20 protein-coding genes are annotated in these 24,514 nt (G+C 42.5%); 7 read left to right on the forward strand and 13 right to left on the reverse strand.

Annotated elements, in window-relative coordinates; translation table 11 throughout:
* Positions 1 to 155: 155 nt before the first annotated feature.
* The 9 genes from ACFS6H_RS00910 to apaG all read right to left on the reverse strand — a co-directional run bounded on the left by ACFS6H_RS00910 (position 156) and on the right by apaG (position 12,253).
* A complete protein-coding gene (locus ACFS6H_RS00910; protein ID WP_386094027.1) occupies positions 156 to 932 on the reverse strand; it encodes a DUF1573 domain-containing protein in 777 nt (258 codons plus the stop codon).
* Positions 933 to 959: 27 nt separating this feature from the next.
* Positions 960 to 1,991 carry a BT_3987 domain-containing protein gene (locus tag ACFS6H_RS00915; RefSeq protein ID WP_386094030.1) on the reverse strand — a complete coding sequence of 344 codons (1,032 nt, stop codon included), beginning with the start codon at positions 1,989 to 1,991 and terminating at the stop codon, positions 960 to 962.
* A gap of 204 nt (positions 1,992 to 2,195) precedes the next feature.
* Entirely contained in the window at positions 2,196 to 3,455 is a 1,260-nt protein-coding gene (locus tag ACFS6H_RS00920) for a BT_3987 domain-containing protein (RefSeq protein ID WP_386094033.1), read from the reverse strand.
* 28 nt (positions 3,456 to 3,483) lie between these two features.
* Complete coding sequence (locus ACFS6H_RS00925) at positions 3,484 to 4,536, reverse strand: glycoside hydrolase family 18 (RefSeq protein ID WP_386094036.1); 1,053 nt, start codon at positions 4,534 to 4,536, stop codon at positions 3,484 to 3,486.
* A 22-nt stretch (positions 4,537 to 4,558) separates the two neighbouring features.
* Positions 4,559 to 6,181 (reverse strand): RagB/SusD family nutrient uptake outer membrane protein, encoded by a 1,623-nt coding sequence (locus ACFS6H_RS00930; RefSeq protein WP_386094039.1) that lies wholly within the window; start codon positions 6,179 to 6,181, stop codon positions 4,559 to 4,561.
* 20 nt (positions 6,182 to 6,201) lie between these two features.
* On the reverse strand, positions 6,202 to 9,501 hold the full coding sequence (locus tag ACFS6H_RS00935; RefSeq protein ID WP_386094042.1) for a SusC/RagA family TonB-linked outer membrane protein: 3,300 nt from the start codon (positions 9,499 to 9,501) through the stop codon (positions 6,202 to 6,204).
* 286 nt (positions 9,502 to 9,787) lie between these two features.
* On the reverse strand, positions 9,788 to 10,981 hold the full coding sequence (locus tag ACFS6H_RS00940; protein WP_386094045.1) for a FecR family protein: 1,194 nt from the start codon (positions 10,979 to 10,981) through the stop codon (positions 9,788 to 9,790).
* Between the two features lie 100 nt (positions 10,982 to 11,081).
* On the reverse strand, positions 11,082 to 11,711 hold the full coding sequence (locus tag ACFS6H_RS00945; RefSeq protein WP_386094048.1) for an RNA polymerase sigma factor: 630 nt from the start codon (positions 11,709 to 11,711) through the stop codon (positions 11,082 to 11,084).
* 155 nt (positions 11,712 to 11,866) lie between these two features.
* On the reverse strand, positions 11,867 to 12,253 hold the full coding sequence (gene apaG / locus ACFS6H_RS00950; protein ID WP_386094051.1) for a Co2+/Mg2+ efflux protein ApaG: 387 nt from the start codon (positions 12,251 to 12,253) through the stop codon (positions 11,867 to 11,869).
* Between the two features lie 493 nt (positions 12,254 to 12,746).
* On the opposite strand from apaG, the gene ACFS6H_RS00955 reads away from it, so the two are divergent.
* The 3 genes from ACFS6H_RS00955 to ACFS6H_RS00965 all read left to right on the forward strand — a co-directional run bounded on the left by ACFS6H_RS00955 (position 12,747) and on the right by ACFS6H_RS00965 (position 16,632).
* The gene (locus ACFS6H_RS00955) at positions 12,747 to 14,198 is read left to right on the forward strand and encodes an NADP-dependent isocitrate dehydrogenase (protein WP_386094054.1); all 1,452 of its coding nucleotides are present in this window, start codon (positions 12,747 to 12,749) and stop codon (positions 14,196 to 14,198) included.
* Between the two features lie 350 nt (positions 14,199 to 14,548).
* A complete protein-coding gene (locus ACFS6H_RS00960; protein WP_386094057.1) occupies positions 14,549 to 15,574 on the forward strand; it encodes a hypothetical protein in 1,026 nt (341 codons plus the stop codon).
* 119 nt (positions 15,575 to 15,693) lie between these two features.
* Positions 15,694 to 16,632: a hypothetical protein gene (locus ACFS6H_RS00965; RefSeq protein WP_386094060.1), complete on the forward strand. Its 939-nt coding sequence runs from the start codon at positions 15,694 to 15,696 to the stop codon at positions 16,630 to 16,632.
* A gap of 52 nt (positions 16,633 to 16,684) precedes the next feature.
* On the opposite strand, the gene ACFS6H_RS00970 is transcribed toward ACFS6H_RS00965, so the two are convergent.
* From ACFS6H_RS00970 to ACFS6H_RS00980, 3 genes are all read right to left on the reverse strand, one after another.
* The gene (locus tag ACFS6H_RS00970; RefSeq protein ID WP_386094062.1) at positions 16,685 to 19,393 is read right to left on the reverse strand and encodes a carboxypeptidase-like regulatory domain-containing protein; all 2,709 of its coding nucleotides are present in this window, start codon (positions 19,391 to 19,393) and stop codon (positions 16,685 to 16,687) included.
* Positions 19,341 to 20,189: a GLPGLI family protein gene (locus ACFS6H_RS00975; RefSeq protein WP_386094065.1), complete on the reverse strand. Its 849-nt coding sequence runs from the start codon at positions 20,187 to 20,189 to the stop codon at positions 19,341 to 19,343. Before ACFS6H_RS00975 ends, ACFS6H_RS00970 begins: the two co-directional genes overlap by 53 nt.
* 115 nt (positions 20,190 to 20,304) lie before the next feature.
* Positions 20,305 to 20,664: a hypothetical protein gene (locus tag ACFS6H_RS00980; protein WP_386094067.1), complete on the reverse strand. Its 360-nt coding sequence runs from the start codon at positions 20,662 to 20,664 to the stop codon at positions 20,305 to 20,307.
* A gap of 207 nt (positions 20,665 to 20,871) precedes the next feature.
* Here ACFS6H_RS00980 and ACFS6H_RS00985 point away from each other — a divergent pair, with 207 nt between their 5' ends.
* Positions 20,872 to 21,102 (forward strand): helix-turn-helix transcriptional regulator, encoded by a 231-nt coding sequence (locus ACFS6H_RS00985; RefSeq protein ID WP_386097211.1) that lies wholly within the window; start codon positions 20,872 to 20,874, stop codon positions 21,100 to 21,102.
* 251 nt (positions 21,103 to 21,353) lie between these two features.
* Here the strand turns inward: ACFS6H_RS00985 and ACFS6H_RS00990 are convergent, their stop codons facing one another.
* The gene (locus tag ACFS6H_RS00990; protein ID WP_386094070.1) at positions 21,354 to 21,698 is read right to left on the reverse strand and encodes a translation initiation factor; all 345 of its coding nucleotides are present in this window, start codon (positions 21,696 to 21,698) and stop codon (positions 21,354 to 21,356) included.
* Between the two features lie 199 nt (positions 21,699 to 21,897).
* Here ACFS6H_RS00990 and ACFS6H_RS00995 point away from each other — a divergent pair, with 199 nt between their 5' ends.
* The 3 genes from ACFS6H_RS00995 to ACFS6H_RS01005 all read left to right on the forward strand — a co-directional run bounded on the left by ACFS6H_RS00995 (position 21,898) and on the right by ACFS6H_RS01005 (position 24,416).
* A complete protein-coding gene (locus ACFS6H_RS00995; protein ID WP_386094072.1) occupies positions 21,898 to 22,182 on the forward strand; it encodes a hypothetical protein in 285 nt (94 codons plus the stop codon).
* A gap of 80 nt (positions 22,183 to 22,262) precedes the next feature.
* Positions 22,263 to 23,012 (forward strand): MBL fold metallo-hydrolase, encoded by a 750-nt coding sequence (locus ACFS6H_RS01000; protein WP_386094075.1) that lies wholly within the window; start codon positions 22,263 to 22,265, stop codon positions 23,010 to 23,012.
* A 261-nt stretch (positions 23,013 to 23,273) separates the two neighbouring features.
* Complete coding sequence (locus ACFS6H_RS01005) at positions 23,274 to 24,416, forward strand: acyl-CoA dehydrogenase family protein (RefSeq protein WP_386094078.1); 1,143 nt, start codon at positions 23,274 to 23,276, stop codon at positions 24,414 to 24,416.
* Positions 24,417 to 24,514: the final 98 nt, after the last annotated feature.

Raw genomic sequence — 24,514 nt, forward strand, 5'->3', positions numbered from 1 at the left:
CAGCTACCGCTTCCATCCGCCAGCCCTTCAGCTGCGGTTTCATTACTCATCTGTGTGCCGCTATTAAAAAAATGTAATCCGAAAAAAAATTAAAAAGCCGGCTGTATCAAAACCATGGCTTTTCAGCCACCGTTGCATACAACCGGCCCTGTTTTTTATTTGGTTACCGCAGCTGGTTTGGCAGCCTTATTTTTAAAATTCAGTTCGTTCAAAATCTTAACCGCTACCGGCTTAGCCAGTTTTTTATTGTTTACGTACGGGTATACTTTATACGTTATATCATCATTACCCAGGTAGGGCATGGTAAAACTAAAGCTGGTTATTCCTTTTGCCTTTGCACCTATTTTGCCGGGGTTTTTAAATAACAGGTTACCTTTGTTATCCTCCACTACAAAACCCAGGTTCATCTCCTTATCTGTTGCATTGGCGTAATGCAGTTCCATTTGTTTGGTAGTACCCGCTTTTACATAACCAAAAGCCATTACCTCCAGCCGTAAATAAAGCCCGCTGCCAAAGTTGTAAGGATACTCATGTTCAATGGGTTTTTCGGAGGGTATAATAGTACCTTCTACCCAAACCCGGTTAAACTCCTTATCGTTATTGCTCATCACCACTATTTCCTTGGAAAAGAAACCCGATTTATATTCCGGGTTAAAAGTAACTGTTACCTGGCCTTTTCCACCGGCCGGTACAGGCTTTTTGGAAACGGCATTACCTATACACCCGCAACCGCTGTTAATGCTGCTGATGGTAACCGGTGTATTACCATTGTTTTTAAAAACAAAAGTGTAAGACACTTTACCATTCACTTCCTTAATGGTTCCGAAACTGTGTACCCGCTTTTCAAACACAATACCTTCGGCAAGTGTTTGAGCCTGTACCCTGTTTTGAAAAATGATACCCAGTAATAAAAAAGCAATAAACCGTTTCATCAGCATTGTTTTACAGGTGCGCCTTTATTAATTAACGTATACATCCAATTCCGTTACCCTGCGGTTCTGGGTATTGGTAGAGGTTGAATATAAGGGGTTCAATCTTATATATTTTGCCGGTATGGCTTTGTAAAAAAGTATATAAGTATAACCCGATGCATAAGTAAGGTTTGCCCGCAGTGGCGTACCAATGTTCTGGTAAGTCACCCCATCCTCGCTCAGTTGTACCTGTACCTGTGTGGGTGAAGTGGTAGAGCTGGTGGAAGTATGTATCCTGATGCCCGTTACATTTTTACTCTCCGGCATCATCACATCTACCTGCGGGTTGGATATATCCCAGCGGGCAAATGTATTAACTGATCCGTCCGTTATACTACCGGCACTCAAAGTGGGTACGGGTGTCAGGTTAACCTGCCAGGCCGTGCGGGCGGTAACTAATGCACCCATTACATCGGCTGTGGTGGCCAGGTATTTTATTTTTCTTTGTTCCACATTCACTACAATATATACCACCTGCAAAGCCGCAGTATTGCTTATTTGCCCTACCGACTGGTTGGATACCGATTGTAATTTCAATGGTGCCATATAAGCAGTATCCGCCAGGTCAGTCAGTTTGGTTATATCGGCAGTTACTACAATGGAATCGGCAGATACCGATGTACCCTGGCCGATAGTGGCTTTTAAGTTAGCCGTATTTAAAAATCCCTCCGGGAAAGCTTTATAGTTGGTATTATTCGCCGTATTGTATTGTGCAATCAACCCATTATCGAGCGTAGCACTGATATCCACTGACGCACTTACATCCCTTGTGGCAAATACCGGTATTTTTATGGTTGCCGGTATATTGGACGAAAGGTTTACCAGCCCGGTACCCGTTGCCTGCGGATAGTTAACCACCGCAAAGCTGATTGAGTTTTGCGGGGCATTGCCTAATGCCGCATTGTTTACAAAAAACTTTACCGTGGCATCCCCTTTTACATCAAAGGTTTCTTTTTTGGAGCATGCGGCCAATAACCCTATAGCCAGCACACAACCCGTAATATATTTAGCTGAAAGCATATTCATTAGTTTTTAGTATAAGTTACTGTTACCAATACCTGCTTACCGGGTGAGGGATAGCAGCGGCATCCTTTTGCGCAGCGCCGGCCAAAAGCAGCCAGGGGCAAAAGATACAGCGGATAGCCCGGCCCGAGGCACGAGGGACACCCCCAAACAATAAACAGGTATTTGTATGAAACATAACATTTGTATAAGTAATTGTATTTACTGACTACATTTATTTAAGTCGTCATTCGCCCAATACACAAATTGTGATTTGTCTGCCAGTGTCAGGTTATCGTTACCCCTGTCATTAGGATCCCAGTATACTTTACTCCAGTCCATATCATACTTAGATCCTGCTTTTGATGAGTTATGGAATATATGACCCGAACCTTCATTCATTTTCCAGTAAGCCAGTAACCCCGCTGCATTAGGATCGGCGCCGCAAAGGTTGAGTTTTATTTCGCTGGCAGTTAAAGCCCGTTCCCATACACGTACTTCGGCAATACGGCCATTTACGTACTGGCGGGTATGGTAACCACCCCAGCATTGGCCGAACTGCATACGTGAAAAATCGAGCACCATGGATCCCGGCAATTCAGCAACAGGATTACCATCAACAAACAGCACACCTTTACTGCCATCGTAAGATAAAGACAAAGTGTACCACTGGTTTTTATTAAAGCCGTAAGCAAACTTGCCACCTAAAGAACCGATAACCTGCAAAGAGTTATTAGGGTTACCCAACTCACCATAACGGAAACCGATGGTGGTTTGCTCCCACTGGTTGGTCCAGCTTACCAGGTATTGAATGGGCTGAGGATTGGAGTTACCGTCGCCACCCCTGAAATCGTAAATTAAATTTTTGATCTCCACCGTAAAGTTGGCCAGGCGGGCAGGATTTTGCGGATCAAATAAAGCAAAGCCGTTAAAGTTGCCGCGCTGCCCTGGTGAACCGGTTGTAGCGCCGGTAGCATTGTTCATAGATACCGCTGCAAAGTTGATGATACGGGCAATACGTAAGAAGATAGTACGGGAAGCTTCCAGTACACTCATATTACCGCCCCTGGTACTTTTAATGGTAAGCGGTATCAGGTAAGAGCGCCCGTCCAGTAAAGGCGAGGTAGAAATTACTTTTACCGAAACCGGTGTGGAAGAAGCTGATCCGGCTTTGATAACTGTTGACAGGTTGGTAATTTCCAGGGCTTCTTCAGGTGCAGCAAAATAGGTTGTTTTATGCAGGGCGTTATACGCATCTACAGCACCCGGGTTGTATTCAAAAACAATATCAATATCCTCGTTTGTTTTATGGGATGAGCTGGCAGTTACCGCAAACTCGGCCGGTGTATCCTCCACTGTAAACTTTACAATGGGTGATACTTCGGTACCTGTAACCAGGATAACCGGGTCACCAAAATCGGCTTTTTTACAACCGATGGTATAAAAGGACAATAATAAAAGTCCTAAATATATTTTTTTCATGTTAGTTCATTTAATGTTTTCAGCAATACTATTTAGCAGCCGGGTTAATTAATTGTATAGCCCTGCGTACATTGTAATAAGGTATACCTGTTTTAGAATAGTAGTCCCTGTCAAAGTAAAAAGCACCAAAGCCGGCTTTTTTACCTTGTGTAGGGTTCCACCTGGCCATACCTTCCAGCGAATACATCCTGCTTCCGTCGCTGGATAATGTATTACCGTTGGCCTCGGTAAAAGGAGTACCGCCGTTTTCTGCAAAGTCTCCAAAGTTTTCCGTTACAATAAATTTGGAGGCCGGTACAGCAGTTTGTACCGCATTATAGTAGTTCTGTAAGTTGGCAGCGGTTTGTATACCACCTGTACCCTGCGAATATGCCTGGCGTATAAAGTAATCGGCATACTCACCGGTAGCAACAGGAGGTACCAGGCTGTAAAAGTCGATGATCAGTAATTTTTCGGGGTTAGGACTTTTAGGACCGAAGAATTTAGCAATGTATTGTACCAGTTTGGTAAAGTTGGCGCCTTGTATCCAGTCACCATCCGGCTCGTAATCCAGGTCAACACCATCGAGGCCTGCATCCAATACCTGGTCTACCAGGTACTGCCCGTATACTTCAATACCTGCATCATTATGATTTAAGCGAAGGTCATACTGGGTACCATCACGCAGGGTAATGATCTTGTTCATACGCGTAATGGTAGGCACCACAAAACGTGTTCCTTTTTTCTCCCGCACATAATGCATGTCTTTATAGGCAATGGGTGCATAAGCCGGGCTGTTGGGATCGTTACTGGGAATACCCATCCATAAGGACACAATATCCATACTATCGGGAATACCCAATATTCTTTCGCCCCATGATGCCGGATCTTTATAACCTGATGTACCCTCAATAGGTGCATAAGCTGCATACCAGCCAAAGCATAAAGTGTGATCTGTTTTTTTGTACGCTCTTAAATTAGCGTAATACTGTTCGTCGTAGGTAAATGGCTTTTGTATTTCCAGGGCTTTTTCTTTTACACAGGCGGCAAAAGAAACCAGTAATACTAAAAGCATTAATATGGTATTTTTTGTTGATCGCATATCAATAGTTTTAATCAGTTATTTAGTTTTTATCCCACCACAATGGTGTACCGCCGCTATCAGCACCGCCCAGTAAGGCCACACCGGATTGCACACCGGCACGGTTGTTATTGTACTCGGACTGCGGGAAAGGGATCCGCCTGATCTGCGTAGCTGTTACAATGGTGCCATTGCTGTTATTGGTTACTACCGGTAGTATTTTAGGGTAACCCGTACGCCTGTATTCGGCCCAGCCTTCCGGTCCGTCGGGATACATGGCGATCCATTTTTGCGTGATCACTTTTTCAAGCGCCAGTTCAAAACCATCGCCATTGTTCCAGGCTATGGTTACATTACTTGGTGCACCATGGTTATTACCCGATTGCCCGCTGTTATCGGTAAAAGCTATGGGAGTTAAGGTTGAATTACCATAATAAGTAGCTGCTTCAGCAGATTGTAAACCGTTTTCCTGGAAAGAGGCAGTGATGCCCTGGTTGTAAAAACTTTCGGCCGTACCACCCATATTCCATCCTCTTAAAGCACCTTCTGCCCGCAGGAAGAAAGATTCTGCGGCAGTGATCCATACTATTTGTGTAGTGCTTTGATTGATATTTAAGTTAGAGATAGCCGTGCCGGTATAGGGTGTCCAGTTGCCGGTAACAATACCCAGGCGAACGCCATGATAATTACCATCTGCCGCTCTGGTAAAATAGGCAGCGCGGCGCGGGTCCTGGAAGCCGTTCAGGTAAGCGTCCATCGATGCGCTCATTCTTACTTCGCCGGCATTAAAATTATAGGCAATCTCGTATAAAGGATGCAGGTATTCCAAAGCCGATGAATGTTTAAGCGAAGCACGCTCGTTCACATTCGAGATAAAACCCAAGGGGTTGGCTGCTGATTTTTCCGCTTCGGTTTTAGCCAGGGCGGCATCTGCATATACTACACGTAAAGCTAAACGTAAACGCAGGGTATTGGCAAATTTTACCCAGTTGGTAACATTACCGCCATAGATATAGTCAAACTTATCCAGCAACAGGGCCGATGGATTGGCCTGGGCATATTGTGTTAATACATCAATAGCACCATCTAACTCCTCGAAGAATTTTTTGTATATATCCTGTACAGAGTTATAGGTATTTTGTAAAGATCCGCTGCCATAGTTTACATACGGCAAAGGGCCATAGGCATCGGTAACACGGTGCATGCCCTGTACTTTTACAATGGTTGCCAAAGCAGCCACATGGGGCAGGTTTTGCTCGGTTGCCGCTTTGTTAATGGATTGCCAGGCCGGCATAACAGAAGCAAAGCCTGAGGTAAAGGTTTTTTCAATCCAGCCACTGATAAAGGCATAAGAACCATTATGTACACCGGCGTACCAGGTACCTGTAGGCGCTATATAACCCGAATACAGGTCGCTGGTAAGGCCCTGTGCCACCTGGTAATCGCTGGACAGGTTAACACCATCCCTGAATAAAACCACATTGCGTAACATTTGTGCAAAGAAGGCACCTGTTTTCAGGTTATCCGTACCCATCATATCTTCTGTAGCCTCATGCTGGTTCGTATTGTAATCCCCGAACTTTTTGGTACAGGATGCCGTCATGGTCAGTATAAATAAACTGAACAGTGACCAGCTTTTAATTTTTTTCATTTTATCTGCAGTCATAATAATTAATAATTAGTTGATCAGAAATTAAGTTTTACTGAAAAGCCAACTGAACGGAGACTTGGCATCATAAAATAGTCAATGCCCTGGAAGTAGGTCTGCGTGTTAGCGGTTAACTCCGGATCAAATGGTGCTTCGCGGTAGAACATGAACAGGTTACGCCCAACCAGACCTACATTCGCACCTTTGATGAATTTATTATAACGTTTTAAAGGCAGTTCGTAGCTTAAGGATAATTCGGCCAGCCTGGCATTGGTTGCACTGTAAGTGTATAAGGAAGCAATGCCGCCGGAGCCACCGGAACCCACAGCCTGGTAAAACTCACGTGCAGGTACCGGGCGTCCGTTTACAAGCGCCCCGCCGGCATCCCTGGCATCAGCAGATGCTTTGGAAACACCAAAGGCATCCATCATAGCCTGTGTATTGGAAACCACCACACCACCTACTCTTAACGATACCAGTGCGTTTAACGTAATACCTTTCCAGGTAACCGTATTACCCCAGCCCATATTGTACTTGGGTAAATTGGTACCTGCGTATACAAACTTGTTATTTTCCGGTACCACTGTCTGCGAACCCGGGTCTACATAAATAGCGCCGTGCTCATCTACCCTTAAAGTATTTACATAAATATCGCCCATGGTGCCACCTTCTCTCAGTACCATTTTATAACTGCCGGTACCGGTCATATCCAGTTCCAGCATGGAAATGTTTTCACCTGTAACGGGGTTTTCCCAGTTACGTAACAGCTCTACTACTTTATTCCTGTTTAAAGAATAGGTAAGTGATGAGGTCCAGCTTACATTACCAAACTCTTTGGTGTAACGGGCAGTTGCCTCAATACCCCTGTTATCAATGCGGCCTGCGTTCAGCACCACGCTGGTATAACCGGAAGCGGCCGAAAGTGTAGGCTCGAAAAACTGGTTATAAGTACGGGAATGGTATACTGTACCTTCTAAACGTAGTGAGTTATTAAACAGCAAGGCATTAAAACCAGCCTCCCATGAACGGGTAAGCTCGGGCTTTAAATTAGGGTTGGGCATCCTGGTTTGTGTTACAGGCACACCACCTGCCAGCGGGTAGGTTGGAATAGTTAAAAACGGATCGGGCTCGTTACCCGCACCTGCATGTGAAATACGCACTTTCAGGTAGTTCAGCATATTGGAACGGATATCTACCAGGTCGGTAACCACCGCAGATAAACCTACCGATGAATAGAAGAAAGAGTTATTTCTGGATCCTGATAAAGTAGAGGCCCAGTCATTACGGCCCGTAACATCCAGGAACAACTTGTTCTGGTATCCTAACTGAGCCGTTCCGAAAGCAGATTGTTTCTGGCGTACATAGCCTGCCTGTGCAATATCGGCCGTAGTACCCCGGATAATATTACCGAAAGTAAACAGGTTGGCCACACCCTGTAATCGTCCGCCATATAAATTCTGGTCAAAACGTATATCCTCCAGGGAAACACCCAGGTTGGCCGCTATACTGTAATCTCTTTCAATTGTTTTATTAATATTCAATAAGGCATCGGCATATATCTGGCGGTTGCTTACATTTTGTAAAGAGTAATAGCCATTTTCCGATGCAAATAATGTATTGGTAGATGCCGCAAATTTTTTCTCGTTGCGGTCATTTGACTTATCCAGTTTTACACGGCCGGAAATATTCATCCAGTCGTTGATATTATATTTCAACGCCACTGTTCCTGCATACCGTTCTTTTTTATTTACAAAGAGATCTCTTTGTGTTACCCAGTAAGGGTTCTGCATCATCAGTCCGTTATCGCCATAATGCCAGGATTGTGTCATTAAATTACGGGAAGCATTGTAACGCTCAAATGATCTTACCTTGTTAAAATCATCCCCGGGCGGAAACAGGTATACTGCAATTAAGGGGTTAAAGTACTGTCCCTGTGAGATCATGTTCTGCTCATCAACCAGGCCGGCAGAAAAGCTTACATCCAGGTTCATTTTCCCGTTAAGGAAAGTGGATGTATTGCGGGCGGTAAAATTTAACCGTCCGAATTCATTATTAGGCACAATACCATTTGCATCCACTTTAGCTACCGAAACATAGGTCTGGCTGTTTTCGCTACCGGTAGAAAAAGAAACGGAAGTAGCGGAGTTAACGCCCGTCTGGAAGAAATCGGCAGGTTTATAAGAAGAAGGTGTACTTAATTTATCACCCCAGCTATAGTAACTTCCTGCTTCAGATACACCATAGGTATTTTGAAATTTAGGCAACACCAGTGGTGAAGAGAAAGCCGTGGTATTGGACACACTAAAGGTGGTGCGGTTTTTTTGTCCCTTTTTGGTATTGATCACTACCACCCCGTTTGCAGCAAGGCTTCCGTATAAAGCAGCAGCAGAGGGGCCGCTGAGGATGGTTAAGCTTTCAATATCATCCGGGTTAAGATTAGCCAGTATATCGCCTGTCTGTCCGGCACCGGAGAAAATATCTTCTGCCTGCCCCCTGATAGTGTTGTTCAGCATAGGGATACCATCCACCACAAATAAAGCGTTGTTATTACCACTGATCGATTTTACACCACGTAATACCACACGTGCCGAGCTGCCGTCACCGGATGAAGAAGTGTTTACCGTGGCGCCGGCCACTTTACCTACTAAACTATTGACAAAGTTGCCGTTGTTTACCGCGTTTAAGTCGCTGCTTTTAATTTCCTGTACGGCATAAGTAAGGCTTCTTACACGCTTGGGAATACCCAGCGCCGTTACCACCACATGCTCTTCTTCAGCTACCTGCTTTTCCAAGGTAATATCTATCTCAGTTTGTGTATTAAAAGTAATTTCCTGCGACTTGTAACCTACATAGGAGAATACCAGGATCTGGCCGGGTAAGGCAGCAATAGTATAACGGCCGTTTATATCGGTAACCGTTGAAATATTGGTTCCCTTGATCGCTACAGTGGTACCTGGTAAAGGGCCGCCATCAGCCGTTACCACACCTTTAACTTCGGCGTATACCGGTTCGGGCTTTTCCTCTTTCTTTTCTACCGGGGTTTCTTTTTTTGCTACAATAAAAATAGTCCGGTTATGAATTTCATAACCTACCGGCTGGTCTTTTGTGATAACCGTTAAAAAACTTTGCAACGGCATATCCTGTACGGCAACCGATACGGGTTTAATGTTTTTCAACACATCCTTGTTGGCAAAAACCGTGTAGCCGGTTTGTGCTTCAATGGTTTTAAATACCCGGGTGATCGCTACATTTTTTCCTGAAAATGTAACTGTCTGGGCATAGCCGTTCGCCTGCACTTTCAGCAGGCCCGCCATCATAAACAGTATAAAAAATTTCATGATCAACAGCGTTTTGGTGAGTAACCTGAACCGCCGTGGCAACAGCCTGGTTTTACCGCATGGGTTTGCAGCATGTAAAGAGAGCCTTAGCACAACAGCGTTGGGGTCACAAAGAGCAGTTTTTTGCATACCTTTGTTTGGGTTTGTTTTAAGAATTAAATGTTCGGACCTGAATGTTGATACTACTCAAACCTTTACCGCCTGGATGGCCGTCCATGGCGGTTTCTTTTTGAGTGTAACCTTGTTTTTAGTTTTGTTACATCATAGTTTTTTAATCGTTTTTTTATTATGGCAATACAACCAACTTCCTGTTGGCTTCAACTCTGAAATGAACGTTTGATTTCTCTAAGCCGCGCAGTACAATATCCAGGCTCAGGTCTTTTCCCATCTTACCAAAAAATTCCAGCTTAGGAATATTTTTTTCATACACCACTTCTATATCGTACCAGCGTTCTAACTGGCGCATTACTTCTTCCAGGCTTGCATCTTCAAAATCAAATACACCATTTTTCCAGGCTATTACTTTACCGGTGTTTACGGCATTTACCACTTTACTGCTTCCATCGCCGGATGTACGTGCCTGCTGACCAGGTGCCAGTACGGTTTTACCGTTGGTGCCTGATACCCGTACCGCACCTTCCAGTAAAGTAGTATTGATCGTTTCTTCGTTACTATAGGCATTCACATTAAAATGGGTACCCAGTACTTCTATGGTGGTAGCGTTGTTTACTTTTACCTTAAAAGGTTTTGCTGCATTATGGGCTACTTCAAAATAGGCCTCACCGGTTATTTCCACCAGTCTTTCGTCGCCGGTAAACAGGGTGGGATAATGTATGGACGAGGCCGCATTTAACCATACTTTGGAACCATCGGGTAATACCAGCTGAAACTGGCGGCCTTTGGGAGTGGTCATGGTATTATATCCTATAGTAGCGGGGTCGGTATTATTGGGATCATATACCAGCTGGCCATTTTTCAATATTACCTGTGTGCCGTTTTGCATAGTTACCAGCCCGTTACCTAAACTGTCCAGCACCAGCACTGAACCATCTGATAAAGTAAGCAAGGCTCCTTCTGCACCGGGTTTAATTTCGGCATTGGATGTAACTGCTGCCAAAGGTTTATCGGGGGCAGTTGTTTGTTGTGTAGCATTAAAAAGATAAAAACCCATACCCACTAATACAATGAATACGGCAGCGGCGCGCCAGATCGTTTTTTTATAAAAAGGAATTTGTTTTACCGGAGCAGCTGTATCAATTGTTTGCAATATCAGGCTAAGCCTGTTTTCCAGGGCCCGGGTAGTGGCCTCATCCGTTACCGTGTCAGTAACCGCCAGTTGCTGCAGTATTAATTCGGCGGCCAGGGGATCTTCCTCCCGGCTGCTTAACCAGTTAATGATCTTTTCACTATCGGCTGGGGACAGGTCTGAAGCGAGCAATCGTTCAAATAAATCCTTATACTGTTCCGGGGTTAATAACACGTTACAATTAGTTTATTTCCTAATTAACGGAACAAAAAAGCAAATGGGGGGAGTGGGGGCAGAAAAAAATAATCAGGATATTATATTCATTAACAGCAGGTTAGAACATACCCGACTGGGAAAGCAGCCATACGGCCAGCAAAGTGGCATCCATATTATTGAGCATATATTGCTGTAAATTCTTTTTACCGGTTACCAGGTATTCTTTAACCGTAAGCGGTGATATACCCATGATCTCCGAAGCTTTTTTGTAGGTATAGCCTTCCTGTTTCACTAATTTGTACACCCGCCTTTGCTGGGGACTTAGCTGGTCAATGGCCTTGTTTAATAACAGGGAACATTCTTTTTGCAGCAGTAATTCCTCTACCGGGTTATATTGTTCGGCCGCCAGTTTTGTAAACTTTTGCAGGAGTTTTTTATCAGATTTCAGTTTACGGAAAAAGTCAAATACCAGTCTTTGACCAATGCGGTAGATATAACCGGCAAAGTTTTCCTGTAAACCCGGCGCTTCCCTTTTTAACCATACCCGGGTGAACAGCTCCTGGGTAATTTCTTCGGCAGACAGGGGGTCCTTTACAATCCGGAGAATACCGGAATATAGTTGCGGGCTGTAATGGCGGTACAAAACGGTAAATGCTTCCGTATCACCCTTTTGCAAGGCTTCCACCCACATGGGTTCGTTATGTAAATTAGTTTTTGACAAGCTGCTACTATCGGCTTTGGTAGCCAAAATTAACCGTAAAATAATAAAATATTAATCTAAAAAAATGTAAATAAGTTTTATAAAATTCAGGCATTCACAGACAACAGTACTGATAAACATTACAGGTAATATTTAGCCAATACACTAAACGTTATTTACAAAAGTGGGTTATATGTGCAGGATCAATTGGCCTTTGCGGGCACAATCATTTCAAATTCAGGAATTTCGACCAGGAATAGTTTTTTATTATGGAGGTTTTCCATCTGGTAAGTGCCTTTCATTTTACCCATATCGGTACGCAGGTTACAGCCACTTACATACTGGTAATTTTCGCCCGGCTGCAGGGTGGGCTGTACCCCTACCACCCCTTCGCCTTCCACGGTGCGATAGGTACCATTACTGTCAAAAATATGCCAGTTGCGGCGATGTAGCTTTACGGGAAATGCGTTATGATTTTCGAGTGTGATACGGTAAGCAAACATAAACTCCGATTGCATGGGATTGCTGTAATCCGGTTGATAGAATGTTTCCACATGCACCAATATACCTGCCGTAATAGCACTGCTCATATATGATGGTTTTGGTAAAAATAAGTTATTTCCCCGGCGTTTACAATAATTATCTGTCATTTATAACTGCGGGCTTATAGCTGTAAGCCGTTATCCCTTGCCGCCGGACAGCGTCCGGACAAGGAAAACCCACCCTGTAAGCGATAACGACCACCCTATAAAATAGTACTGTTGGAGAAACGGTAAACAAATGTCAAATACGCACAAAAGGCCTTATTTAATACACAATGGAAGCATATTTGAGTTACCTTTGCGCCACCAAATCAGCCGCTTTAAACAACCCGGATATGGAGAGAACAGGGCCGGTAAGTTTTGATGTTTATCATAAATGACGGGCCTTGCAATACCGTTAACAGGCTGCCCGATGGCAGTGGCACCGAAGCCGTTTTAACGGCGCAGGTATAACGGACAGCGGGAACTGCAGTTGATAGTAGCACTACTGTTGACAGCCCCAAAAAAGTAACATATTAAACACACAATTATATAGTAATTTATGAAAATAGCTGTAGCAAAAGGTGATGGCATTGGACCGGAAATTATGGATGCCGTGCTGAACATTTTTAAGGCGAACAATACACCGCTGGAGTACGAGTTTGTGGATATGGGTAAATGGGTGTTTGACAAAGGCTTTAATAACGGTATGACGCCGGAAGCCAAACAAAGTATTGAAACCCTGGGCTTATTGTTTAAAGGACCCATGGAAACGCCAAAAGGTAAAGGCGTAAAAAGTATTAATGTTACCGCCCGTAAAACCTGGAATACCTACGCCAACAAACGTGCTTTTCAAAGCCTGCACGGTGTAGATACGGTTTTTAGCAAAGCCGGTATACCTATTGATATTACAGTGGTACGTGAAAACATTGAAGATACTTATGGCGGTATTGAACATATGCTTACCCACGATGTGGCCCTGAGCCGCCGTTTTATTACCCGCCCGGGTAGTATGCAGGTGATACGTTACGCATTTGAAATGGCGCGCCAGAAAAATGCCCGCCGGATCAGCTGTGGCCATAAAGCCAACATTATGAAAATAACCGACGGTTTGTTTTTAGAATGTTTTTATGAAGTAGCGAAAGAGTATCCCGAAATTAAAGCAGACGATATTATTGTGGACGACCTTTGTATGAAACTGGTTACCCGCCCCGACCTGTTTGATGTAGTGGTACTGACCAACCTGCAGGGTGATATTGTAAGCGACCTTTGCGCCGGCCTGGTAGGTGGTTTAGGCTTTGCTCCATCTGCCAATATTGGTGACCATATCTCTATTTTTGAAGCTGTACACGGCACCGCACCGGATATTGCCGGCCGTAATATTGCCAACCCAACGGCTTTATTATTAAGCGGTATTGCTATGTTACAGCACGTAGGCTTAACAGAGAATGCAGCCGTTATTGAGAACGCACTATTATATACCCTGGAAAGCGGTGTACATACCGGTGATTTTGGAGATAAAAGTATTCCGGCTGTAAATACCACCGAGTTTGCCAATGCCATTATTGCCAATTTTGGTAAAAAACCGGCGGTAGGCGCTAAAGAGATTGTGCCCAATAAACCCGGCACGCCTGCCCCTTTCAAACTGCAGCAAAACAGTATGATGGTAAGCAAGGAAGCGGTTAACGAAACCATTGCAGGGGTTGATATGTTTATTGAAAGTGATGAGCAGCCGCATGTAATTGCGTTGAAATGCCAGCGCCATGCAGGGGTAAAATTCAACCTGGTAAACATCAGCAACCGTGGTACCCAGGTATGGCCAACCGGCTCGGTATACACCAACCTGGTAAACCAGTACAATGTACGTTTTGAAAGTATTGATGGCACACCACTTAGCCAAACAGATATTATTGGTTTGTACGTAAGCCTGAGCGGCAATTTTAAAATATGCTCCTTTGAACTGTTGAATGCCTGGGGCGATAAACGCGGGTATAGTTTAGCACAAGGACAATAAGCGTTATTGGTTAATAGTTTAACCGAGCATTATTATAATAAAAGCACCTGTACATGCAGGTGCTTTTATATTTATTGCTGTTTGCATTACTACTATCAATCCTAAATCTCTAAAAGGGACTTTACAATCTGACAAAGCATAATAGTTTTATGTTACCAGCGTCCCACCCTTGATTGAGCTTACGTTGTGTCACTCACTTGTACTGCTACAATTCTACCGGGCTATATGTAATAACCAATATTTCTTTTCAAAGTTTTTGACTGCTTTTAACTTGTTAATCTTTTTAATATATTTTAATCAACCGGTTCATCTTTCGTGTGATTATATTATCTTTCAGACACCACTTGTATATGCACAAAAAACTACTTGTCTTACTCATTACAACTTTTACTTGTGTTTGTTATACGCAGGCACAGCTTTATTCTTTTCAACTTTTCCGGGTAAATCCTTGCACCAATACTACCGAGCTTGAAAGAGGCACCTATTATCTTGTTGCCCAATCGGGCAATGGTTACAAAAGTGTTGACGGTACTGTTTGGCTGGATAGTATGGGTAAGTATAAAATTGTATCGCTATCGCAACGTAATGTAAACTTTGGCACGGTAAATATTACTGATAGTGTGAATACACATATACACTATGATAAAAAAATAAATATAAAATTTGATCGGCAACTTGGGGCAGAAGCCTATTTTGATTGTAAAGGTTTATTAAATGGCGTGCATGAAGATATTTATGAAAACGGCATTCTTTTAATGCGGGGTAATTTTAAAAATGGAGAACCTAAAGATTCGTTAACCTTTTTTTACCGTAACGGAAACGTTTATCAAAGTGTTATTTTTTTTCGAAAAAAAATTCATATCAGGGAATACGACAGCTTGTCCGTATTAACTAAAATAACCCATGTACTGGACCATACTTATTTTTCTACAGAATATAATGCCACCAGTTTTTACCCCAATGGCAGGGTAAAAAAAATAGAAAAAGTAAGAAGAAGAACCACTACTTCCAAGGAGTACTATCCTGATAAAAAACTTAAAAGCGAAACTAATTATAGTAGCAAAACCGACTATGATAATGAAGGAAGAATTACCGCTAAGTACACCTGGAAAGATATAACAGCCAGCAGGGGTTTAGTACTACAAACAACTTACGAGGTAGTAAAAACCAATTACGATAAACTGCATAAAAAAACATCCATTATAAAATATCATTCCACGCAATGGGGAAATAATATCCCAAACTTTGATTTAAACAGCGCCAGCTACTTTGTTTATTGGAAACAATATGCGGATGATGGACAAGAAACGGTGTTATTTAAAAATATAAGTAAGCATGAAATGATGCAGTCGGGTGCTGATATTATTAGTCAATAAACCCAATATTTTTTATAATTAAAAATGGGGTTGAAAATTTAATGAACAAATTACTTCTCCTTTTTTTTACGCTAATTGGTCATTTTGCATCAGGTCAAACTCAAACTATTTGGTTTCAAATGCAACGGGTAAATTATTGTACAAAAGAAACCGTCATAGATTCAAACTATTTTTACCTGGCAGATATGCTGGGTAACCAGTATAAAAATGTCAGAGGCAAAGTATTTTTGCCGGCCGCAGGTGAGTACCAGATTTTTTATCCCACCCAACCCGACATCATTTTCCCGGTTATTAATATACAAAAGGACACTAATATTTATACGCATTACGACAGTAAGATCAGGGTAGGCCTGGGATTTGACAATGGTGTTACATACGTGTATAAAGATTGTAACGGTTTACTCAATGGTGAGCACGAGGATTATTATGAGGACGGTATTGTGAAAATGCGGGGCAATTTTAAAAATGGCATACCCAAGGACTCTATCAGTATATTTCACCCAAATGGTATACCTTATAAATCGATTATTTACCTACCCAGGCATTTGTATATTAAAGAATTTGACAGCCTGGCACGGGTGGTAAAAATCAGTCACTATGGTACCGAAAACTCAGCCTCGCCCAATTATACTGCCACCACTTTTTATCCCAACGGGAATACTCACATTGCAGAAAAGTCATATAGAGGCATTATACAGTTTACAGAATATTACGAAGGCAAACGGCTGAAAGTAGAGATGACCAGGGACTGGCGAAAAGAATATACACCGGCCGGCACGCTTGAAACCATGTATAAATGGAAAGAAAAAGCGGCCAGGAAACCTCCGTATATTCATAAAAAATTTGAGATCACCAGGACCAGTTATGACGCCTCAGGGAGAAAGACCGAAGAGATTAAATACCACACCCCCTCTTTTAATAAACAACCCCAGATAGGCCTTGGATCAGCCGCTTATTTTGTTTACTGGAAAAAATTTTCACCTGATGGACAGGAAGAATTGGTACTCAGGAACAGGACCATCTACGAGGTGGTCACGCAGGGATTACTCCGCTATTAATCCATTCGCAACAACTACAACTTTAAGGGTGGCCAGCTCACGGTTATACCTATCAAAAATAAAAGCCAACCTTCAGCATTAACTGACGTGGCCGGAGTTGAACAATGTTTTGCGAAAAATAAAACTGGGAGAACATCGGCCTCACATAGGTGGAAGCATTCAGCAGGTTAATACATACCAGGTCAAAATCAATGCGCTTTTTAGCGATCGTATAGCGGTAAGCAAGGTCCCAGTAAACATTGTGTTTATTTGCCGGTACAAAATCATTATAGTAATGATCTGCTGTCACCGTAAGCTGATGATGCTTTAAAGGATACAAAGTAAGCCTGCCTGCCTGTGACAGGGTATAATATTTTTGCTCGGGCCTGGTTCCTGTTTTATTCATACCAATATTATTGTTGATCGTATAATCAATGCTGGCATAGGCAGAGAAACGGGTATTGATCCGCAGGTTAGGGTTCAACGTAGTATTAACTGTTTTCGTAAGACCATTATTTAACCATTGGTTTTCCGACTGCCGGGAAGCATCTGCGCCAATGGTCAGTGTAGTTTTAATAGCCGTGAAGTAATAACCCAGTTTAGCAGACGATTCATGCCTGTAGGCCTGGTTGTTTACATCTTTAATCGCCACTATCATGGTACCATCGGGTTGCACCAAATTCTGGAATAAAAACGGGTTATCGGAAAATGAAAACCGGTAACGTACATTGAAGAACACACCATTCACCGGGTTGCGGAACCGGATGCCCGGTTGAAAATAAACGGTTTTATTTTGCAGCACGGGATAAGCATTCTGTTGCAAATTGCGGTAATTGGTCAGCAGGTAGCCATATAATACCTGGCCTGGCTGATAAAAATCGTTACTAAAGCCACCAAAAATATCCGACTCCCAATAGTTGCCCAGTTTATACCGCCAGGTAACGGAAGGTTGTACGATCAGCCCGCTATTTTTCTGGCCGTTATCCAGCCTGCTGTCACGAACGGAAATAAACGTATAAGAGAACGGCAGCCTGATGGTAAGATCGCTTTTTTGTGTTTTCCGGATCAATTCTGTTTGTGCAAAAAATTTCTGTTTTTTATATAACAGCGCATTGTTGAAATGATCCTGTGATTTTACATTATCAATATAAATATCAGCATCGGTTTTGTGTTCCTGTAATACCAGACCTGCCCTGGACGTAAGCGTAAACTTGCCAAGACCTTTTATAAGCTCGGCATAGTTATGTGTTTGCCATACCTGTTGCCTTATTTCCTGGCGCAACTGTCCATAGTCCACACTATCATTCAAAGCTTCAATAAACTGTCCAGGCGTCACCGTAAGACGTTGAGGCGACCTGTTATAGTTAACGAAAGAATAAATAGTGACCAGTTGTTTACCAATGGGTGTTATCCATTTTAATTCGTTGGTAACAGATGTGTAGGGGGTACTGGTACGTTGTGCAATATTATCACGGGTATTAAAAATATGCCCGGCTGCACCATCAGTATTAAAATGAAAACGGGTATTATTGGCCATATAACCCTTGGTAACATTTTTTTGCAGGGTTACACTGGTTTTAAAGTCATTATAGAAAAGCCGGTTATTCATTTGTTCTTCCAGCAGCACATTTCCTGTTGGTAAAATATATTCTATCCGGTTGTCGCCATTTTGTCTTTGATAATCGTTGAAATAAGAGGAATTGATCCTCAGTTCTACATCCTTTTTTAACCTGGTAATATAATTAAGCGTTCCTAGGTGTATATTATTATCAAGAAAACGAAGGTTGGAAACCGGCGGGAACTGCACTTCTACAATATTCACCAGGTTCGATTTCATGGTAGGTGTTTCTACCTGTTCCAGAAAACTCTCCAGGTTAAGGGCTTTTAATTGCACACTTACGTCGTTACCTATATTATTGGACTGGTAAGAAGCAATGAACTGGTGTTTTTTAGTAAATACCATCGGGGTTATATTGGCGCTCCAAAGAAAAGGAGAAAAACCAGCACCCAGCTGTGCATTACCCGTAGTAGTGATATTGCTCTTTAATTTAATATTGATAGCTGCCTGGTTGCTGGGCACCAGGCTGTCCAGTACTTTGATGGGCTGGTGGTTTTCTATTACCTGTACACTGGTTACCGATTGATGGGGAAGGTTTTTATTGGCAAGACCATAACGGCCTTCCAGCAGGTCCATACCTTCAATATAATACCGGTTGATCGGCTTACCCTGGTATAATACTTTACCATCACCCTGTATCTCAATGCCGGGCATCTTAGCCAATACATCGCCGATACTTCTGTCGCGGCCTTCGGCAAATTCACTTACCTGGTAACTGATGGTATCACCCCGCATGCGTATCGGGCCACTCTTTACTTTTACCTCAGGTAATATTTCTGAAAAAAAATGCAGGGTGAAATTTAATTCCTGCGCCTGGTTCAATATAGTTTGACGGACAGGTTTGTAATTCAGTTTACGCAGGTTTAACACCAACGGGCTTAACCCGGTGTTAACGCTTAAACTATAGTTGCCCGTTTTATTACTGATGGCAAATGCCAGCACCTGTTGATCCTCTGTAGTAATAGTAACAGATACACCTTGCATCCCAACGCCTAACGTATCTGTTATTTTTCCCTTAATCAGCACCGGTTGCTGTGCATAAGCAATAAAAGAAGTAAAGCAGGTTAAAATAGTTAAGGTGACAAGAAAGAAAAGATATTTAGACCTTCTGTTATTCATCCAGTTCCAAAGGGTTATTTTGTAGTTGAAGCATTTCTGTAGCATTCTTGGCAGCTTTTTCTATTAGCTCCGGGGGCAATTTCATATTATCCGGTTCAAAAAAAGGACCGGGGTTAGCTTTAAATTTCTTGTATACCGCTTTATAATCGCTACTGCTTTTTAATTCTTTTAAGATGTTACTGATAGGCCTGGTGGCAATATTTTTATTCGCCTTTTCAAGACCAACTGCGATAAACTTATAATCTCCCTTTGTATCTGCTATTTCCAGTATCAGCCCTGGTAATCCACTGAATTTATAGGGACCATCCTGTATAGGTATACCTGATGTAAACCATGCAATATAATCCCTGCCTGCAAAACGAGTAGTGGCTTTCTGGCATTTATAACCTAACAATACTTTCTCCTCCGCATCAAGCTTCCATTGCAGATCAGGAAGACTATCGGAAAAAACATAATAATTAACTCCTAAAACATTATTAAACTTATAGGTATTATTAGAAAAATCCTTACTTACCTGGTGATTAACTTTTGCTCGGGGAATACCCTGCATGGAGAAAGAAGGAGCTCCATTGATCATTTTGGGATTCTTATACTGGTCCATAAGCATGGAATCGGCCAGGAATTTATTATAGCTCAGATATTTCGATGTATTTTGCCCGGATAAAAGTATCATTCTTTCTGTTACCAGCTTTGTAGAATCCTCCTTGTTTACCTTACCGATAAACTCATAGTAAATAATATAAGCGTATTGCTCATTCTTCAACTGTTGTTCCGATGTTTCTTTTAAATCATTACCTGCAAAAGATAATAAAACTGCCAGTAGTATACCCCAGTAAGCCATAGTTTATGGTTTTAGCATTTTACTTAAAAATATAATAAAGTAAAATAGCAAATGCGTGTTAGAACAAAATGTAACGCATTTGCTATTTCTTGATCAGCTAATTGTATTTACGTTATTATTCAACCATGATCAGCCAGTCATGACCGGGGAACGTGCAGAAAACCGGGTCCATCATAACCAGAATGTCCATGGCTTCATACCATGTCATACCCCAGTACTCTACCCAATACGTGCCGCCACAGGAGTCAGTAAACCAAAAACCGGCCCTCATTGTAAACACAATACTGCCAATACCCTTATTTGCTGCAATTTCCTTAAATGTCTCAAAGTCGATTTTTTTTGCATTCTTCACATCTATCTCTTCTGCATTCGCTTTGTTGACAATTGTAGAAATGTCAGTAGAAGGATACTTTACAGTGGCGGAAGCATACATACTAAAAGTAGCTACCAGAACAAGAAGAAAAAACTTTCTCATAAAGTTACATTTTTGATTTTAAGAAAAAAAGTTTACTCCCGTAATCTCCTACTTTGTATTGAATAGTTTTATCAGTTTTGCTGATAGCAAATGTTTATCAATAAAACTGATAAAAAATACCACTTAGTGGTACGCAGAAAGCTGCATTTTTTTTATATATTTGAAATACCATTAACCAAACTACTATGTGACCGAAGTCCAACCACCATGAAGCTACATGAGAAAATAAAACTGTTGCGGAAAAAAAGGAGGATGACACAAGCGCAGGTAGCAGAGATGCTCTTTATCTCTCAAAACTCCTACTCATTAATAGAAACCGGGAAAACGCGTATTGATATTGAACGTCTTCAAAAGATCGCAGCGATCTTTTCATTAACAGTACATGATATATTAGAGATACTTCCTCCGGCAAATGACAACTGGAAAATATCTGCTTAAGTATTTCTAACGTACTAGTATTTACACTTAGGTATAAGTAGTAAAATAAATAAGTAGATATTGTTTTTATCTAATCCCTTATTTTACCCAACCATAGAATATAGCCGTTGCCCAGCTGATTAAAAACACACCCAGTATCATAAACATGATGGCATTGAAAACGCTTTTATTTTCCTCGAAAGCGTTTTTCACAAACAGGTATATACCCAGAATGCAACAAAGTAATCCTATGATACCTACCTGCCAGTACATTAGCCGATGCGTTTGGTTTTGGTATAACCATTCTTTAATAACCAGTTCAGTATTTTTTCACGCTGATCACCCTGGATAATGATCTCGCCATCTTTGGCGCTGCCACCCGTACCACAGAAATTTTTAAGCTTTTTGGCCAGGTCCTGCAGATCCCCGTCCTTACCAATAAAGCCGGTGATCAGACTTACCGCTTTACCAGCCCGGTGTTTGGTCTCCAGTTTTACACGCAATACCTGTTGTGCCGGTTCCAGGGTTTCCCGAGCCTCCTCCTGGTAGTCAAACTTGAAATCAGGGTCTGTACTGAATACAAAACCGTTTTGGTCCTGTTTATTTTTCTTACTCATGGGAGTAATATTTCTGGTAATGATGATGATGATGCTTCGCGGCAAAGCTATTACATTTTCACTTTACCTGTTTATACCGGCAATACCCCGGAAAATGGTATGAATTATACCCATTTTCAAAGCTTTTTTTGTGGAAAAGTACTTATTCCCCTCCCCCGATTATGGAGTAAATTGCAGCATATTTTTAACGTATTCCGGCATGATAAAATACACCCAATCCACGCTTGACAAACTGGAGCATATACCCGAACAATGCGGGTATGTACTGCGCTATGAAAGAGGTACTTTTCAAAGCGGTTTCTGCATTTTAGAAGCTAAAAAAGTGGTGGTATTGAACAAGTTTTTACAAACGGAAGGACGTATCAATACATTACTGGAGCTGATACCGCAGCTGGATATTGATACCAATCTGCTTACCGACGATGCCCGTAAACTTTACTGGGGTATCCTGTCTACCAATAATACCCCCGAAGGGGAGGCCTAAGCTACTAAGTTTAGCCGGCTTTTCATTTTGCATTTACTACTTTTACCATTGTGTTAGCTACCAGGTTAAAAATAACTTTTTTGGGTACAGGTACCAGCAGTGGTGTGCCGATGATCGCATGCAATTGCGAGGTTTGTCAATCCACTGACAAAAAAGATACCCGCCTGCGTTCCAGTATTATGGTAGAGTCGGATACCACCCGTATTATTGTGGATACAGGCCCCGATTTCCGTTACCAGATGCTTAGGGAGAAGGTAAAAAAGATCGATGCCGTACTGTTTACCCACCCGCACCGTGACCATATTGCCGGCCTGGATGATATAAGGGCTTTTAACTTTTTCCAAAAAACAACCATCCCTGTATATGCCAACCAAATGACGGAAGAGGCTATCCGCCGGGACTTTTATTACGCTTTTGATCACCGCAATATACCCGGCTTGCCACAGATGAACCTGGTAAGCATTAGCGATAATCCTTTTATTGTAGGCGATATTGCCGTTACTCCTGTTTGGGTAATGCATATGAACATGCCGGTGCTCGGCTTTCGCTTTGGCAACTATACCTATATTACCGATGCTAATTTTATCAATGCCGATTCAATGGACAAAATAAGAGGCAGCCATGCTATTACCTTAAATGCCCTTCGCCAGGAAAAACATATTTCGCATTTTACCTTGTCGGAAGCCATTGCCATTGTACAGGAATTACAGGTACCTCAGGCTTATTTCACCCATATTTCCCATCAGCTGGGGCTTCACCAGGCTATTTCGGCCCAATTACCTGCCGGCATACAGCTGGCCTATGACGGCCTTTCCATTATAGTAGAATAATACCCGGACCTGCCCGGATGCCAACCCCAAAAAAGTTTATAAATATTTAAACTAACATTTGTTAGTTTAAATATTATTCCGCATTTTTGTACTGCCTTTAACGATTGCGTCGGTTGCTTGCCTCATAGCCTATGGCAAATAGCCTTCAATGTGTGCCATCACAATTTTGCGGTGGCACATTTTTTTATCGTTGACAGGCGCAGTAAGTTTGGGGAAGTGATATAACCCGGATAAAGGAGAACATCGTAAATAATCAGTCGTATGAACTTTGAAACATCAGAAATTACACAACAGGTAGCACAAACAGCCAGGGAATTTGCCCGTCAACATATACAACCCTATGTAATGCAATGGGATGAAAACCAGGAATTCCCGGTAGACGTTTTTAAAGCCATGGGGCAACTGGGTTTAATGGGCGTACTGGTGCCGGAAGAGTACGGGGGAGCCGGGTTAGGATATGTAGAATATAAAACCATCATTGAAGAAATTGCCAAGGTTTGTGGCTCAATAGGACTTAGCGTAGCGGCACATAACTCGCTGTGTACCGGCCATATTTTAAACTTCGGCAACGAGGAACAAAAGAAAAAGTACTTACCCAAACTGGCTACAGCCGAATATATAGGGGCATGGGGCCTAACGGAAGCCAATACGGGCAGCGATGCCGGTAATATGAAATGTACCGCTACCCGTGATGGGGATGACTGGATCATTAACGGGACCAAAAACTGGATCACCCACGGTAAAAGCGGCGATATCGCCGTTGTTATCTGCCGCACCGGTGAGCCGAGAAGCAAGAATAATTCCACCGCTTTTATTGTAGAAAGAACAACGGCCGGCTTCAGCGCCGGTAAAAAAGAGAATAAACTGGGCATGCGCGCCAGCGAAACCACTGAAATGATATTTGACAATTGCCGGGTACCGGACACACAGCGTTTGGGTGAAACCGGCGATGGCTTTAAACAGGCTATGAAGGTCCTGGACGGCGGACGTATCTCAATAGCCTCCCTTTCCCTTGGTATTGCCAAAGGAGCTTATGAAGCGGCCTTGCAATACTCACAGGAGCGTCACCAGTTTGATAAACCTATTGCGAGCTTCCAGGGCATCTCCTTTAAACTGGCCGATATGGCCACCGAAATTGCGGCCGCCGAGTTATTGACCCTGCAGGCCTGCGACCTTAAAAACCGCCACCTGCCTATGACCAAACAGGCAGCTATGGCCAAGTACTATGCCAGCGAAGTTGCCGTTAAGGTAGCGAATGATGCCGTACAGGTATTTGGCGGTTATGGGTATACAAAAGACTTCCCCGTAGAGAAGTTTTACCGCGATGCCAAACTATGTACCATTGGAGAAGGTACCAGCGAAATACAAAAACTGGTCATCAGCCGCGAAATATTGCGCAGCTAACGGCCATCAATCATAATACTTCATTTATACGGCTTAAACCACCATTTATAAAAGCTTGCAGCAATGCAAGCTTTTTCTTTGTTTCTTTGTATTACATA

The sequence above is a fragment of the Terrimonas rubra genome, from assembly GCF_042686025.1.
Classification (GTDB): domain Bacteria; phylum Bacteroidota; class Bacteroidia; order Chitinophagales; family Chitinophagaceae; genus Terrimonas; species Terrimonas rubra.

Coding starts and splice junctions, on each gene's coding strand:
- ACFS6H_RS01005 (WP_386094078.1), top strand. CDS start 23,274: ATGAACTTTGAAACATCAGAAATTACACAACAGGTAGCACAAACAGCC.
- ACFS6H_RS00975 (WP_386094065.1), bottom strand. CDS start 20,189: ATGGCTTACTGGGGTATACTACTGGCAGTTTTATTATCTTTTGCAGGT.
- ACFS6H_RS00915 (WP_386094030.1), bottom strand. CDS start 1,991: ATGCTTTCAGCTAAATATATTACGGGTTGTGTGCTGGCTATAGGGTTA.
- ACFS6H_RS00960 (WP_386094057.1), top strand. CDS start 14,549: ATGCACAAAAAACTACTTGTCTTACTCATTACAACTTTTACTTGTGTT.
- apaG (WP_386094051.1), bottom strand. CDS start 12,253: ATGAGCAGTGCTATTACGGCAGGTATATTGGTGCATGTGGAAACATTC.
- ACFS6H_RS00935 (WP_386094042.1), bottom strand. CDS start 9,501: ATGAAATTTTTTATACTGTTTATGATGGCGGGCCTGCTGAAAGTGCAG.
- ACFS6H_RS00925 (WP_386094036.1), bottom strand. CDS start 4,536: ATGCGATCAACAAAAAATACCATATTAATGCTTTTAGTATTACTGGTT.
- ACFS6H_RS00985 (WP_386097211.1), top strand. CDS start 20,872: ATGAAGCTACATGAGAAAATAAAACTGTTGCGGAAAAAAAGGAGGATG.
- ACFS6H_RS00970 (WP_386094062.1), bottom strand. CDS start 19,393: ATGCTACAGAAATGCTTCAACTACAAAATAACCCTTTGGAACTGGATG.
- ACFS6H_RS00965 (WP_386094060.1), top strand. CDS start 15,694: ATGCAACGGGTAAATTATTGTACAAAAGAAACCGTCATAGATTCAAAC.
- ACFS6H_RS00930 (WP_386094039.1), bottom strand. CDS start 6,181: ATGACTGCAGATAAAATGAAAAAAATTAAAAGCTGGTCACTGTTCAGT.
- ACFS6H_RS00920 (WP_386094033.1), bottom strand. CDS start 3,455: ATGAAAAAAATATATTTAGGACTTTTATTATTGTCCTTTTATACCATC.
- ACFS6H_RS00990 (WP_386094070.1), bottom strand. CDS start 21,698: ATGAGTAAGAAAAATAAACAGGACCAAAACGGTTTTGTATTCAGTACA.
- ACFS6H_RS00995 (WP_386094072.1), top strand. CDS start 21,898: ATGATAAAATACACCCAATCCACGCTTGACAAACTGGAGCATATACCC.
- ACFS6H_RS00980 (WP_386094067.1), bottom strand. CDS start 20,664: ATGAGAAAGTTTTTTCTTCTTGTTCTGGTAGCTACTTTTAGTATGTAT.
- ACFS6H_RS00955 (WP_386094054.1), top strand. CDS start 12,747: ATGAAAATAGCTGTAGCAAAAGGTGATGGCATTGGACCGGAAATTATG.
- ACFS6H_RS00910 (WP_386094027.1), bottom strand. CDS start 932: ATGAAACGGTTTATTGCTTTTTTATTACTGGGTATCATTTTTCAAAAC.